Raw genomic sequence first — 15,151 nt, forward strand, 5'->3', positions numbered from 1 at the left:
AGGGAACTCAAGCGATACATCGTCCGCGAGGTCCACACCGCGCTCATGGCCGACTTCACCGCCCTCAGCACCGCTTGACGTCCATAGGAGCATCCAGGACGCGGGTAGCGGCTCCGGCCATGGGTGCACCACGGGCGCCCCGCGGTGCTGCGTAGCGCGCCGCGAGGACAGCATCCTGCAGAGTTCCTCCCGCTGGCCTGCATTCAGCGGGTGCGTGCGGCCCTCTGGCGACATCAGATATCACTACTGTCGGAATTGCTCGGGTCCGGCTGGCCCGCAGTCATGTGATCGAGGTCTTCCTTGCGGCCAGTGCCTCGTCATGCATCGTTGAACGGCGCCAGCTCAGGGGTTCTGGATGGCCGAGGCACCCCGTCCTCGTATGGAACGGCTGACCTCCGGTCCGCCCGTCCAGAAGTAGCAGCGCACCCCGCGGTCGCCGCGTGCCCAGCCCTGCTCGGACGGCAGCCGGTACAGGGTGCCGGCGCCGACCTCTCCGCCGGCGGGCACCCTCGCGAACCGGTAGACCAGCTTCCGACACTGGGCGTGCGCAGCTGCCGGGTCGCGCCCCACGTCGTCGCGCCGCTCCAGGGGAGAGGTCCAGATTCCGACGTATTCGAAGCGGTGTGGGTCGGCGCAATTGACCGATAGAAGCTGGTCGTATGGGTCGAGCTGGAAGCAGGTGTGCGCCAGCGGTGACGGCATCTTCAGAGCGCCGCGTAGGCTTCCGACCTGCTTCATGATCGAGTCGGGTGAGCCGCCGGCGCTGCTGGGGGCGCTGAGGACGAACAGGTCGCACCGGAACCAACGGGCCCCGCCCTGCCAACCCCCCGCCGACGGAGGTACCGCTTGGACGGCGACCCGCCCGTCGCGCCAGTCGCCGCCCACGAACTCGCGCGCCTTCGCGTCGCACTCGGCGAACGCCGGACGCATGGCGGCCGAATAGAACCGGGGCGGGGTCGGACGTTGGGCGAGGTCGCCGGTGAACGTTCCGACGTGGATCGTCTCCAGCACGTGGGGCTGCCCGCAGTCCACCGGCTCGTGGTCCTCCAGATTGGGGTCGGAGACGGTATAGCAGGCCCCGACTCGCGGGGTGAACTGCTGTGCGGCCGCCAGCGGGCGCCAGTCGTCGACCAGGTCACCGTCACTGCCCGGCGGCGGCGCGGCGCATCCGGAGATCAGGACGCCGATCAGTGCGGCGGCGACAAGGACCCGCGGCTGACGTCCCATGCGCAGTCCTCTCTAGGGTTCGGGGATTCGCGACGCGCGCAGCATAGGGCACACAGCGCCGCTGTTGATACCGGCCCGAGCGGCGCCCGGCCGGGCACCGCGACCCCGCCTGCTGACAGGGTTGACCCGTGGTTTGAGCGTGCTCCTGGCCGCACCCCACCATCCCCGCGCCGCCTAGCCGTCTGGCTCACGACAGCGGATCGACCTTGACGACCTGCTGACCGACCTGTCCGACCCCAACGCGCTCACGCCGAGGAGCCGTGGCCGTGGGAGATGACGGACGATGAAGTGGTGCCTTTGGTGGTGGGCCTTGCCGTACGCCGCAGCGATCACCTGATGCGGCTGCTGCACGAGCGCCGCCAGTAGCACGGCCTACTGGACGAGCCTCTGTAGCGGTCGTCGACGCTGGCACGGCGACCGAGAAATCGCCTCACGGTGACCGGTCGCAATGACGATCTGGCAGCCTGCGGTCTCGACGATCTGGCACCGCTCTACACCTCGAAGGCTTGATCGACATCGCTCAACGCGGATGGCTGTACAGCCCGTGCTGCCGTCACCTACAGTGCGATTCCGCCAACAGCATGACCGACGCGGGGGCTGATCGCGTGTCGGCGTACGGTCGTCACGATGACGAGTGGGACGTGCTGGTGCGCGCGGGCAAGCGCTTGTGAGGGCCGGCCGCCGGGCACGTGGTGCCGTTCGGTGCAGGGCGTTGCTCTCTCTCTGCTCCCCAGGTTTGAGGGCCTCCTGGGCTGCTGCCAGCCGGTGGCGGCAGTGATGGTCCCGCGGGTCGTTCGCCATGCCTATCGCCCCGTGTGGCCTCGGCCAGCGCTGCCCCGGTCAGTGACAGTAGCCCCAAGCTGCTCCCGCCCTGCTCCCGCCCTGCTCCCGCCCTGCTCCCGCAGACCGGCGGTCGGCTGGCGTGGGGCTCACGCGCGGGCCTCGTCAGCGGCCCGGGACCGTCATTTGGCGCTGGCCGTTTCCTCTTCGTACACATGTCTGCGGCACACGAAGTCGGTGGCAGATTTGCGACCCTGGGGCGACATGGCGGACCGGAGATCCAGGCATCATGCTCGAGTGGATGTCGCCGTGACCATCGGCGAACCCGCCGTGCGCCAGCCGTGGCTACGGTCGCTGGTAACCGAACTACGCCGGCCAACCACCACCCGTCAGGCCTGACCAGTCCAACCCGCCCCTGAACCACCAATACGCGCACAAGCCCGAGAGCCGGCCGACCGCCGCGGTCAACGATGAGCTCCCGCCCAGACGGGATCGGCCAGAGCCGCCACGTGACTCCATGAAAGTACTCCGCCGGGAAGCACCCAGGCCCTGGTAGGTTTCGCGCAGAGCTGCGGCGCCACGAGATCGTCGGCGAACCGCCGTCGCTCGGCGACCAGAGCGTCCGCGGCTCCCGGCGTGCCCTTCGAGATCTCGCCTTCGATGTGGTTGGTGATCTCGACATGACGGCGCACCGCCCACGTGTTGCACCGTTTCACCTCGTTGGCGTCGACGACCGTCGTCAGGGTCATCAGTGGCGGCTCGACCACCTCGGCCAGGCAGGCGGCCAGTCGGTCGTGCCCGTCGAGAAGCAGGTACGAGTCCAGGCTGCTCACCCACCACAACAGGATCGGCGGCAGCGTGCCGTCGCGGATCTGCTTGCGGTAGGCCTTCACTCGAGCGTCTTCGGGCCGGGACATCGGTCGCATGGGAAGGACGAGGCCACTGCCTCCGTGGACGTACCAGTCAAGCTCCCCCGCATCGTCATCGACCAGTAGCTTGGACCAGCGGTCGACGGTCGGGGCGGGCTCGAGAATCGACCCGAATGCCGCCACATAACGCAGGTTCGGTGCGCTCGACTGCAACAACCACCGGCTCGGATACAGCGGCCCGGTCCCGCTGGTGGTGAGCAGGTCCGCGAACCGGTACGCCCACCGGACGTCCCAATCCTCGGCTGGGCCCTCGCCTACCCGGCGTGCATCCGCCCACCGCAGGGGTGGCAAAACCGACCTGTAGCCACGCAGCCGCAGGTAGTCGACGTAGCAGAAGGCAGCGTCGAGCTGAGCAAGGAACACGACCGCCGACCCCTGCCGGATCTGAAGACGCCTACCCCTGGTGACCTCCACTGCGATACCCGGACGTCGGGGCGCAGAGGTGACATCGAGAAGCAGGCCCTGCCAGCGGCCGCCTTGCATCAGATCCTCACGACGAGCGCAGACACTGCCGGTCCCGCCCTGGAACTTTTCAACAACCACGACGTTGTCTTACACGACCACCAGCATGAACACGATCAGGTATCCGGAGGTCCGGCCCTGAGTTCGAATCCACCAGGGCCAAGCGATGCCTGCACCATCCAGGGGCGTCCCGCCGCACCTCAAGCCAGACCACAGGCGGCGGGAGTGTTGGCGCCTCACAGCCTTCGGCGCCACCCCGAAGCCCTGGGCCTCACCAGTCGCCTTGCGCCACACCCTGCGGGCGTGCCACGCGATGATCTGCCCGCTCCGCATTGACAGCCACCGTGAGCAGCCGCCACCGCACCGTCCGCGCCGGGGTCGAACATGCTCTGGCCAGGATGAAGTGCTTCAAGATCCTGCGCGACTACCGTCGCGCCGCCCACACATTGGCCGACGCCGCTTCCGGCATTGCCAACCCCACAACATTATCCTGCCGGCTGACCGCCGTACCGGCGCTAGGAAGCGCTCTCACCCAGTTCCGAGACGTCCCTTAGGCCGCTACATCAGCAAGAAATCAGCAAGAGGTTCGGCGGCATTGCCCCGGCATCCACACGGACCCGATTCCCGCCCTGCTCACGCAAGTACTGGACCAGCTCCTCAACAGCCTCTTCGAGGCTGGCTACATCGCCATTGACCACACCGGGCGCGTCACCCACGAGGGACGAGTCCGTGCGCCCGCGCCCGCCACGGCCCGGGGCTTCCTGCATTCGCTTCTCCTCAGGGACGATTGAATAAGGACCGCCGCAATCTAGCCGAATCAGCCGAAACACTGAATACAATCATCCAAACATCTCCTTGGCGCGTCGCACCTTGAGCTCCTTCAGATCCTTCCGGGTCATTTCCCACCGCGACTCGTCGAACCTTTCTTCGACCTCACGCAGGTGCGATGCGAGAAACTGAGCGTAAGACTCATCCAGCACGGCGGAGTACTCGCGCTTTCCAAGGAGCAGCCGACGTACCAGGTCCACCGAATACCACTCGTCACCCTGCTCCACGGCCGGTTGAAAGTCGAGAAAGAGTTGTCCCCGGTCCCGGACGAACCGCAGGCGGACTGTCGGAGACTCCAGGACAAGGAGCGCATCGCCACCGTTGACCAAAGTCACCTCCGAGCCGACGATCTTGAAATGTGCATCACTCCAGAGAAATCCCATGTACGTAACGATGAATGCGAGGATCTGTGTCACACCTGTCACCCCTTCGGCTTGAGCGCCCATTGGTTAACCCACTGGTAGCCGATTCCATCGGGGCCCGAGACCCGCCCCCGGGAGGGGCGAACCCGATACTGGTGGCGCCATGGTCTGGTGATCTTGCACCGCTCGAACCCAGCAGCAGGCCCGCACGGAGTCAGTTAGAAGTCACGCCACTCGTCGAGCCACTGGTCGGCCAGATGCGCTGGGACTTGAGCTCGGGCAGCGAGTTCCATAAACGCGTCGCAGGCTTCCTCTCGGCGCAGCGTGTCGATGATCTCGTACTTCTGATCGATGCTGTTGAGCGCCTCAACTAGGGTACGCAAAGCCGCTTCAGCTTCGTCTGCACGCCCATCACTGTCCTGCGGAAGCTTGTCAATGGTGCGGACAGCGTTTGCGTATGCCTTGCAAGCGGCGGCTCCGCCTCGGGCGTCGTCGTCGACCCAGTCCGGAACGGGTTGTTCAGGTTGGCGGCCAGCCACGTGTCGGGCTTCGCGCCTTCGATGACCAGGCGCACCCCGATGCAGCGGTAGCGGGACTTCAAATCCGGCACGATCGATCGACGTAGACCGCTGATGCTCAGCTGTGTCAGCGAGATCAGGTCCGGCAATGTTTCCGCGTCCAGACCGTAGCCATCGACAATCTCGAGAACAGATAGACGGGGCAGACCGGCCAGAGCCGCGGCGTCGACCAGCCGCCCCGGGGGCTTGCGCCAGAAGATCCGGAAGCTCTCCAGCTCTTTCGCTTCCCGCACGGCAGCGGCGGACATGATGCCGCCACCAACCAGGGTGACCTCTCGAACACCGTGCAGGCCAGCAGGAACCGTCGTTTCCGCGTCGGCGCCGGTCAGGGTGAGACGAAGCCACTGGCCGTCGTCCGCCGCGTCTACGGTGAGAGTCGGGTCCATTGCCGCCAACTCAAGGCCGTGCAGGCCACGGGGCAGCCGCACCTCGCGACCCGGTGCCCTTGCACAATCGGTGACGGACCCGGCCCAAGCTGGCGCGCATGCCCAGCGGCATGTCAGTGCGTTTGCTTGCGCGGCAGCGTCGCACGCAGCATCTCGCGGGTGTTGCTCTCCGACCCGTTGGGGAGTGTGAACTGGCTCAAGTGCCCCCCGCGCCGACGGGCGAATTGACCTGTGCGGGAACGGGCATTGCGGGCCGCTGTCTGGTGGAATCGGCGGCCGGATCCACCTCAGCGGGCGGGTGCGTGGGCGCTGACCGCGGACCTGATCTCGGTGAGGGTGTGATCGAGGGATCGGTCGTCAATGACCACCGGGGCGCCGAGCGAGGCCAAATCGTTGCGGGCCTCCCGGCGCAGCCACCAGCGCGCCTGCGAGACCGTGGCGACCGGGTCGGTGGGTATCACCAGCAGCACGGGGGTCTGTGTCCGGCCGCGCATCTTGACGCCCGGCCGCACCTCGGCGATCTCGGGCCATTCGAGCCGGACACCCATCAGCGGCAGCCGGATCCCGTCCGGGCCGACCACCACCGCCGGCACCCGCAACAACGTGCTGGCCGCCACCGGGTAGCCGAGCAGCACCGCGAAGAACGCGCCCCACACGACCATCGCCAGGCCCAGCACGCCTCCGGTCATTGCCCCGATCACGATCAGCGCCGCGCCGAGCAGTAGGAACGACAGGGACGCGGCGTTCGGCCGGACCCGCACGGTCAGCGCCATGTTGTCTCCTCCCTTGGTCCGCCCGGCATCATAGCGATCGGTCACGGCGGCGGCGCGACGCTCGTCGGAGCGTGTGCGCCCGAGGCCGTCGCCCGTATGGTCTCGTCGCCGGTCCGTTGGCGTGTTCACCGTTGGAAATGTCGGGACTTCCGATTGATAACGCCGGCGATATAACGCACTTCATTGAGCGCGGATCGCGGTTACTTAGAGACTCTGCGCAGGATCGATGTCCCGCCAGACTCGGTCCAGGTGCTCGGCGAGACGCTCCCACATTGCGGCTGCCCACCGGTGTCATTGGTGTGGCTCTCTCATGGCCTGCGGTCTCGCCGGGCACCGCGCGAGGAGAGGCTGAAAAGGGGTTTGTTCTGCTCGAAGTAGCGGTGCCCTCCTTGCTGACAACCCATTCGGTTCAGTCAAGCGAGGCGCCGATGTCGGTGATCATCGGGATGGACCCGCACAAGCGCTCGGCGACCATCGAGGTAGTCGACGAACGCGCCCCGGTGCTCGCGGTGGGCAGGTACAGCACCGATAAGACCGGCTACGCGCAGATGCTCGCCGCCGGCCGCAAGTACGCACATCGGGTGTGGGCGGTCGAGGGCTGCAACGGCATCGGCAAGCACATCGCCCACCGCCTGCTACACGACGGTGAGACGGTGCTCGACGTGCCCGCGAAGCTGTCCGCGCACGTGCGGGTGTTCGCCACCGGCAACGGCCGCAAGACCGACCCGGTGGACGCGCACTCGGTCGCGATGGTCACACTGCGCATCCCGAACCTCGTGCAAGTCCAACTCGACCCAGACCTGCAGGTGATGGGGATGCTGGTCGACCGCCGCATCGAGCTGGGCCGCGCACGGACTCAAGTTGTCAACCGGCTGCACCGGCTGCTGCTGGAGCTCTTCCCAGGCGGGGCGAAGCAATTCCTGTCCGCACGGCAAGCACGAGCGATGATCGCGACCATCAAACCCCGCGACCTCGTGGGCAAGACCAGACGCCGCCTCGCCGTCGAGCTCATCGGTGAACTCGCGAGCATCGACAAGAAGACCAAGACCGCGGAGAAGGACCTCAAGGAGCTGGTGGCCGCCCGCGGCTCCACCCTGATGGACCTGCACGGCATCGGCCCCTCAGGCGCCGCCCGGCTACTGGCCGACGTCGGGGGCATCCGCCGCTTCGCCGACCGCGACCGGTTCACGTCCTGGAACAGCACCGCCCCGCTCGACGCCTCCTGCGGCGAGCAGAAGCGTCACCGGCTCTCCCGCGCCGGCAACCGCCGCATCAACCGGACCCTGCACATCATGGCCGTCGTCCAGCTGCGCAACCACACCGAAGGTCGCGCCTACTTCGACGCGAAGAAGGCGGCCGGGAAGACCCCCCATGGAAGCCATGCGCGCCCTGAAACGGCGACTGTCCAACCTGGTCTACGCCCGCATGGTCGCCGACCAGAAACGACGTCAGGCGGCAGGCCCGGGAGGGCACTCCGGGACGACTCTGCAATCCAGCGTGACCGACCTGACCCCGGACATCGGCCCTTCGGACAAGCCACTTCCCGGACCCGCCACCAGCCAGCCTAAACCCACCCTCCGAGCGGTGTCTTGACACAGAGGGGTGCCATGAGCGTGCGACAGAGCTAGTCGGATCAGCGAATCTTGCCACCACCGCGCCACGCTGTCATCCGACCTCAAGAATATTTGAGGACACTGCCTGGGTCGATCAGCCGACGGTAGGGGTTTCCCCACCACCAAAATCATGGGTCGCCGTGTGTCCCGGGAACGCCATCTCGATCAGGCTTTCCACCATGCGAAACAGCGATATGACGCCCGCGGTCCGCGGCCCGGTCGTCGAGGTGGTCGACGTGACGAAGACCTATCCCGGCGGAGGCGGTGCCCGGGCGTTGGATGGCGTGTCGGTCGCCTTCGAGGCCGGTTCGTTCTGCGCGGTGATGGGCCCGTCGGGCTCGGGCAAGTCCACGCTTCTGCACTGCGCGGCGGGCCTGGATCGGCCGGACAGCGGGCGGGTGCTCCTTGCCGGTCAGGACATCGGCGGGCTGCGTGAGCCGCAGCTCACCCAGGCACGGCGGCGGCGGGTCGGGTTCGTCTTCCAGTCGTACAACCTGATGGACGCGCTGTCGGTCTGGCACAACATCCTGCTGCCCCAGCGGCTGGCCGGGGTACGGCCGGACCGGGACTGGGCGCGGGAGGTAATGCGCCGCGTCGGGCTCACCGGACGGGAAAACGACCGTCCCGGCCAACTGTCCGGCGGTCAGCGGCAGCGGGTCGCGCTCGCCCGCGCCCTGGCCAGCCGGCCGGAGGTCATCTTCGCAGACGAGCCGACCGGGGCACTGGACCTGTCGACCGGCCGTGAGGTGCTGGGGCTGCTGCGCGAGGCGGTGGACGGCATCGGCACGACGATCGTCATGGTGACGCACGACCCGGCCGCCGCAGCGTGGGCCGACCGCGCGGTGTTCCTCGCCGACGGTCGGATCGTCACGGAACTCGCCGACCCGACCGCCGAGAAGGTCGCGGCGCAGATGATGGCGGTGACCGTCCGATGATCCGGCTCGCTCTCGGCACCCTTCGCCAACACCGCGGTGCGTACGCTGGCACGTTCTTCGCCGCGCTGCTGGCTGTGGCCCTGCTCGCTGGCGGCGGTCTGCTGCTCGCCTCCGTGCTCACGGCAAAGCCGCCGGCCGACCGGTTCGCGGCGGCGGCGGTCGTTGTCTCAGGCGACCGCGACGTCACCCTGCAGAAGGTCACCACCAAGGAGAAGAAGGACAAGGTCAAGGTCAAGCGCAAGGTCAAGTCCGAGCGGCTCACCGGCGCCGGCTCGCTGCCGGTGGACCTCGCCGGCCGGTTGGGCGACATTCCGGGCGTCGCGACCGCGGTCGCGGACGTCTCCTTCCCGGTGCAGGCGCGTACGCCGGACGGCCGTCCGCTGCGCGGCGCCGACGACGCTCCCGTGATCGGACATGGATGGGCCTCGGCACCGCTGACCCCGTACGCGCTGCGTACCGGCGAGGCACCCGGCCCGGGGCAGGTCGTCGTTGACGCCGACCTTGCCAGCCGCTCGGGTACCGCAGTGGGCGGACGTCTCATCGTCACCACGAAGACTGGCGTCCGCACCATGACCGTGTCCGGCGTGGCCGCGCCCGCCGGGCGGGACGGGCTGCCCGCTCAGGGTGCGTTGTTCGTCGCCGACACTGAGGCGGCGTCGGTGTCGGGGCTGCCCGGCCCGACCGCGGTGGCCGTCCTGGCCAGCCCCGGCACCGACCTGGTCGCGCTTCGCCGTGCCGTCGAGGGGGCCGCCGGGAAGGCGTCCGTGCTGACCGGCGCGGACCGGGTCCGGGCCGACCTGCCTGGAGCCCTGCCGGACTACATCGGTCCGATCTCGATATTCGGCTTCGTCATCGGCATCACGGCGTTTTCGGCCGTTTTCGTCCTCACGGGCACGGTCACGCTCGGCGTACGTCAACGCCTGCGCGAGTTGGCCCTGCTGCGCACCTCCGGCGCGACCCCCGGTCAGCTGCGCCGCCTCCTCGGCGTGGAGAGCGTCCTGCTCGCCGGCCTCGCCGCGCTGCCGGGCGCGCCGTTGGGTGTGGTGTTCGCCCACCTGGTGGCCGCTCGATTCCGGGACCTGGGCGCGGTGCCCGCACAGTTCGTCGTACGGACCAACGTGATGGTGCTCATCGCCGCCGCCGTGGCGGGAATGGTGGTGACCTTCGTTGGTGCCAGGATCGCCGGCCGCCGAGCGGTGCGGATCGCCCCGACCCAGGCACTCGCCGAGACCGCGAACGCGCCGACCGGGGGCCTCGTCCTGCGGATCGCTCTCGCGGTGATGACCACCGCCGGCGCGATCGCCCTGCTCGTCTTCGTGCCGCTCGACGGGCCGCTCGGAATGGGCATGAGCTTCGTGTCGTCCGCCCTGTTGCTGTGCACGGTCGCGGCTCTCGGGCCGCTGCTGATCCGGGTGGTGACGGCGCCGCTTTCCCGCCTCGTCGGCGCCGGAGGCGCGACTGGCTGGCTGGCCGGTCTGGTCACCCGAGCCGAGCCGCGACGGGTCGCGGCGGTCGCCGTCCCGCTCGTGCTCATGTTCGCGATCAATGCCACCATGCTGCTCAACAGCGTCCTGGTGGACGATCTGACCGCGCAGGAGCAGGTGGACCGGACGGCGCCCGCGACGGCGCAGGTGACCGCGCCGGGCGGGCTTCCGCTCGGCACCGTCGAGAGGTTCGTAGCTCTCGACGGCGTGACGGGGGTGGCGGCCACGCTGCCGACGCGGGCCATCGTCGAGCAGGGCGGCAAGCCCGAGGACTTCGCCACGCAGGGTCTGTTGGTGGCCGGCAGCGAGAGCGCGCTCGACCTCGACCTACGCGCCGGGACGCTGCCGGGCATGGGCACGTTCGCCGCCAGCGAGTACATCACCGACCAGTACGGTTGGCGGTTGGGCGACGACGTGCGGATCTGGCTCGCCGACGGCCATAAGGTCCACCTGCGCCTCGCCGGGGTGTACGCCCGAGCCCGTGGCTTCGGTGAGCTGGCGCTGCCCTTGGACCTGGTGGCGGCGCACGACCCGCGCGGGCTGGTCAGCACGGTCGGGCTGCGCTATCGCGGCGACGTACCGGATCGGATCGCCGCCTCGTGGCCTGATCTGCGGCTGACCCCCACGCTCGGTGCGGCACCCGCTGGGGACGCGCAGAATCAGCAGGGCGCCTGGGAACTCATGGTGGTCATCTCCCTCGGCTTCACGGCGATCGCGGTCGTCAACACCTTCGCCATCGCTACCGCCGCGCGTCGTCGCGAGTTCGCCGACCTGCGGCTGGTCGGGGCGACGACCAAACAGCTTCACCGGCTCGTCGGCCGTGAAGCGATGATCACGGTCAGCGCGGGCCTGGTGCTGGGCATCCTGGTCACCGCGATCGTGGTCGGCGCGTTCAGCACCGCACAGGGCGGCACGTTGCGGGTGTTCGTCGACGCTGGCACCTACGCGGGGATGCTCGGCGGTGTCGCGGCACTGGGGCTGGTCGCGGGTGCCGTACCGGCCCGAGTCCTGCTGCGGCGGCGTAGCCTGCCGGCCCTGAGCGACGGGCGCTGACTGTGCTTCCCACCGGATCGCCACTCGGACCTGTCCTCCTTGTCGTCGGGGGACGGGTCCGGGCGGCGGCCGGCGGCTGGTGCCGGCGCACCGCAGGTACGATGGCCGCGATGATCCGCACAACGGCGTCGGCGCTGGCGTATCTGGTCAGCAGCCTCGTCGCCGGTGTTGTCGGCCTCGCCTGGGTCCTGGCGTCCATCCTCGGTGTCGGTTTGCTGGCGATCACGCAGCTCGGCGGGCCGACGTTCCTTGGTGCCGCCTGGGTGACCCGGCGCCTCGCCGCCCTGGAGCGGCGCCGGGCTCGTTGGGTGCTCGGCACCGCAATCGCCGCGCCGTACCTGTCGACGGAGGGCGGCACCGTCCGGCAGCGGATCAGCGCGGTCGCGGTGCAACCGGCCACCTGGCGGGACCTGGCCTGGCTGGTCGCGCTGTTCCCGCTGGGCCTGGCAGGCGGGGTCGTAGCCGTGGTGGCCACCGTCGTTGATCTCGCCGCCGTCGTGGCGCCGGCGTGGGCGTGGGCGGTGCCGAACCCGCACGCACCATTTCCGATGCGTCCGCTCATGACGACCGTTCCGGGCCGATTCGGCCTGACCGTCCTCGGCGTGCTGCTGTTGCCGGTCGTCGCGTGGTTCCTGCGAACCGCTGGACTGGCCCAGGCCCGGATGGCCCGGGCACTTCTGGCTCCCGGCGCGCATCGGCATCTGGTCGAGGAAGCTGCCCGCCTCGCACAGACCCGCCGTCGGGTGGTCGATGCCCAGGCGGCGGAGCTGCGTCGGATCGAGCGGGACCTGCACGACGGCGCCCAGGCCCGGATCGTTGCCGCCGGTATGACGCTGGCACTGGCCGCCCGCAAGCTGCGGACCGGTGCGGCTGCCGCATCCGACGTCGACCTTGCCCGCCGGCAGCTCGACGACGCCCTCGCCGAGCTGCGTCGGCTGGTCCGCGGCATTCATCCGCCGATCCTCACCGACCGGAGGCTGCATGCCGCTGTCGCCGCGCTGGCCGGCGACAGTCCGCTCGCCGTCGAGGTCCGGGGCGACCCAGACGACCGTTACCCGGCGGCGGTCGAGTCGGCGGCCTACTTCGTCATCGCCGAGGGTCTGGCCAATGCGGGCAAGCACGCCGACGCTCGGACCTGCGTCGTCACCCTCACCCGGACCGCCGGCACGGTCACCGTCACCCTCACCGACGACGGACACGGCGGTGCCGACCCGTCCGGCTCCGGGCTCGACGGGCTGCGCCGCCGTGTCGAGGCACTCGATGGCAGGCTCACCATCACCAGTCCATCCGGCGGTCCCACCGTCCTGTCCGCGGAGCTGCCCCACTGATGCGCATCGTGATCGCCGAGGACTTGCTGCTGCTTCGGGACGGAATGGTGCGGCTGCTGACCGACACCGGCCACGCCGTCGTCGCCGCCGTCGACACCGCACCCGCCCTGCTGGCTGCCGTCGCCGAGCACCGACCCGACCTGTCCATCGTCGACGTTCGCCTCCCGCCCGGCTTCCGCGACGAAGGGCTGCGCGCCGCGCTGACGCTGCGTGCCTCCGACCCGGGCACCAGGGTGCTCATCGTCTCCCAGTACGTCGAACGGGCCTACGCCGTGGAACTGCTCGCCGACGGCCGGGGTGGTGTCGGTTACCTTCTCAAGGACCGCGTGACCGCCCTCGACGACTTCCTCGACGCGGTGGAGCGGGTCGCCAACGGTGGCACCGCCCTGGACCCGGAGGTGGTACGGCAACTGTTCACCCGCAACAGTCGCAACCACGGGGTCGACGGGCTCACCGCCCGGGAACGGGAGGTGCTCGGCCTCATGGCTCAGGGCCTGTCGAACGCGGCCATCTGCGCGGCGCTCGTCCTTGCGCCGGTGTCGGTGGAGAAGCACATCACCAACATCTTCGCCAAGCTCGACCTGCCACCGGCCGAGGACGCCAACCGACGGGTCCGCGCAGTCCTCGCCTACCTCAACCACTGACGTCGACCGGTGACCCGACCTGTCCGTGCTCATCGCCGGGCCGAACCCACCTCGTCGTGTCGCGTTGCAACAGTTTGATCGCGTCAATACGGAGCTGGTCGACTCAGAATCAGTGGTGCCGCGGTCTGGTCGTCCGCTGACCTTCGATCGGGCGGAGGTGCTGGGTCGCCTGATGTCGCTCGCGCTGGACGTGGAGGGATTGTGTTGCTCGTGCTCGGCACCCAACCCGCGCAACGTCGACAGCGACCTCATCGAGAGTGTGGTATGCAAGGTGAGCGCGGCACAGTCCTGGACGTTGACGTCGAGGCTCTGGGCCGAAGGCGGCCGCCTCTCGCAACCGAATCATGGCTGCGGTGGGAGGCTGCGGCGGCCGGGCTGGCTCTCCCGCTCGGGCCGCTCCAATGCGGAAACTCCGGTATAACGAGCGTGCTGTTCCGCTGGCCGCCATCGCCCTCTCGGAGTGCCCATGACGACGCAGTTGCGTGACCGCCTCGACAAAATACTTCACGCTGGCCAGGTCGGCGGTCTGCATGCCGTCGCGGCGGTTCGCGGTGGTCAAACCTTGCTGGAGTACTACAGGGCTGGCGAGGACTTCGCCTGGGGCGACCCGCTAGGCGTCGTCGAGTTTGGGCCCGAGACGCTGCACGACATCCGGTCAGTCACCAAGAGCGTAACGGTGCTGTTGTACGGCATCGCGCTCGGCGAAGGGCTGGTCCCGCCGCCGGCGGAGCCGCTCCTGCGGCGGTTTCCGCAGTACCCCGACCTGGCGGTCGACCCCCAGCGTGCTCGGCTCACCGTTGAGCACGCGCTGACGATGTCATTGGGGGTGGAATGGCGCGAAGATCTCCCGTACAACAGCCCGGCCAACGCCGAGATCGCGATGGAGCTGGCGCCGGACCGGTACCGGTACATCCTGGAGCGGCCGATCCTCGAGCCGCCCGGCACCCGATGGACGTACTGCGGCGGCGCCACGGCTCTACTCGGCCGACTGATCGCCGACGGCACCGGGCAGTCGCTGCCGCAGTACGGGCAGGCCGTGCTGTTCGCGCCGCTGGGCATCGGCAACTTCGAGTGGATGACCGGCGCGGACGGAGTGGCCTCCGCCGCGTCCGGGCTGCGACTCGCGCCCCGCGGACTGGCCAGGCTCGGCGAGCTGGTGCTGGCCGAGGGAGCCTGGGACGGTCAGCGGATCGTCCCCGCCGACTGGATCCGCACGATGCTCCAGCCACGCCTGCAGACCGGCTGGGGCGCGCAGTACGGCTACCAGTGGTACATCGAGTCCATCGAGGGCCATCGGCTGGTGGCCGGCATGGGTAACGGCGGCCAGCGCCTGTTCGTCCTGCCCGACCTGGACCTCACCGTGGCCATCACCGCCGGCAACTACGACGACCCCGACCAGTGGCGAACCCCGCTCACGGTGCTGGAGCGGGTCATCCTCCCCGCAATGGCGTGACGACGCTGCGCCCGCCGGTCAGCCCCGTCGGCGGGGCAGGTATCTGGGCCAGACGCCACCTGGCGCATGCGCTTGGGACAGTTTCTGCCTTCGTCGGAACCGCACCCGCGTGGCGGCACCCAATCAACATCCGATCATCGGCAATGTCGCACGTCCTGTACGGTCGGCTGGCCGCGCGACTCGCGGCATGAGCGGGTGCTTCGCCACGCCGATCACCGTTGGCCGCGGCTACGAGGGGAACAGCTTCCAGTGCCCCTCGGAGACGACCTCGACGGTGCCGTCGGTCACCTTGATGGCCGTCTGGTCGTCGATTGCG

11 protein-coding genes and 1 pseudogene are annotated in these 15,151 nt (G+C 69.0%); 7 read left to right on the plus strand and 5 right to left on the minus strand.

Annotation, left to right across the window (positions count from 1 at the left end):
• Positions 1–342: 342 nt before the first annotated feature.
• On the minus strand, positions 343–1,227 hold the full coding sequence (locus tag ACIBBA_RS33225) for a septum formation family protein (RefSeq protein WP_396702803.1): 885 nt from the start codon (positions 1,225–1,227) through the stop codon (positions 343–345).
• 1,244 nt (positions 1,228–2,471) lie between these two features.
• Positions 2,472–3,479 (minus strand): hypothetical protein, encoded by a 1,008-nt coding sequence (locus ACIBBA_RS33230; protein WP_396702805.1) that lies wholly within the window; start codon positions 3,477–3,479, stop codon positions 2,472–2,474.
• Between the two features lie 275 nt (positions 3,480–3,754).
• Between ACIBBA_RS33230 and ACIBBA_RS33235 the strand changes: the two are divergent.
• Positions 3,755–3,952: pseudogene (locus tag ACIBBA_RS33235) on the plus strand (hypothetical protein); the annotation flags it as partial.
• A gap of 285 nt (positions 3,953–4,237) precedes the next feature.
• On the opposite strand, the gene ACIBBA_RS33240 reads toward ACIBBA_RS33235, so the two are convergent.
• From ACIBBA_RS33240 to ACIBBA_RS33250, 3 genes are all read right to left on the minus strand, one after another.
• Positions 4,238–4,642, minus strand: coding sequence for a hypothetical protein (locus ACIBBA_RS33240; RefSeq protein WP_396702807.1), 405 nt, complete (start codon positions 4,640–4,642; stop codon positions 4,238–4,240).
• A gap of 316 nt (positions 4,643–4,958) precedes the next feature.
• A complete protein-coding gene (locus ACIBBA_RS33245; protein WP_396702809.1) occupies positions 4,959–5,552 on the minus strand; it encodes a hypothetical protein in 594 nt (197 codons plus the stop codon).
• A gap of 287 nt (positions 5,553–5,839) precedes the next feature.
• Complete coding sequence (locus ACIBBA_RS33250) at positions 5,840–6,325, minus strand: hypothetical protein (RefSeq protein WP_396702811.1); 486 nt, start codon at positions 6,323–6,325, stop codon at positions 5,840–5,842.
• Positions 6,326–6,753: 428 nt separating this feature from the next.
• On the opposite strand from ACIBBA_RS33250, the gene ACIBBA_RS33255 reads away from it, so the two are divergent.
• The 6 genes from ACIBBA_RS33255 to ACIBBA_RS33280 all read left to right on the plus strand — a co-directional run bounded on the left by ACIBBA_RS33255 (position 6,754) and on the right by ACIBBA_RS33280 (position 14,835).
• Positions 6,754–7,893, plus strand: a complete 1,140-nt coding sequence (locus ACIBBA_RS33255) for an IS110 family transposase (RefSeq protein WP_396702813.1) — start codon at positions 6,754–6,756, stop codon at positions 7,891–7,893.
• Positions 7,894–8,117: 224 nt separating this feature from the next.
• On the plus strand, positions 8,118–8,873 hold the full coding sequence (locus ACIBBA_RS33260) for an ABC transporter ATP-binding protein (RefSeq protein WP_396702815.1): 756 nt from the start codon (positions 8,118–8,120) through the stop codon (positions 8,871–8,873).
• Positions 8,870–11,410 carry an ABC transporter permease gene (locus ACIBBA_RS33265; protein WP_396702817.1) on the plus strand — a complete coding sequence of 847 codons (2,541 nt, stop codon included), beginning with the start codon at positions 8,870–8,872 and terminating at the stop codon, positions 11,408–11,410. Before ACIBBA_RS33260 ends, ACIBBA_RS33265 begins: the two co-directional genes overlap by 4 nt.
• A gap of 110 nt (positions 11,411–11,520) precedes the next feature.
• The gene (locus ACIBBA_RS33270) at positions 11,521–12,738 is read left to right on the plus strand and encodes a sensor domain-containing protein (protein ID WP_396702819.1); all 1,218 of its coding nucleotides are present in this window, start codon (positions 11,521–11,523) and stop codon (positions 12,736–12,738) included.
• The gene (locus ACIBBA_RS33275) at positions 12,738–13,382 is read left to right on the plus strand and encodes a response regulator (protein ID WP_396702821.1); all 645 of its coding nucleotides are present in this window, start codon (positions 12,738–12,740) and stop codon (positions 13,380–13,382) included. The genes ACIBBA_RS33270 and ACIBBA_RS33275 overlap by 1 nt, the downstream gene beginning before the upstream one ends.
• A gap of 466 nt (positions 13,383–13,848) precedes the next feature.
• Entirely contained in the window at positions 13,849–14,835 is a 987-nt protein-coding gene (locus tag ACIBBA_RS33280; RefSeq protein WP_396702823.1) for a serine hydrolase domain-containing protein, read from the plus strand.
• The last annotated feature ends 316 nt before the right edge of the window (positions 14,836–15,151 follow it).

The organism is Micromonospora sp. NPDC051006 (assembly GCF_044456245.1).
Lineage (GTDB): Bacteria > Actinomycetota > Actinomycetes > Mycobacteriales > Micromonosporaceae > Micromonospora.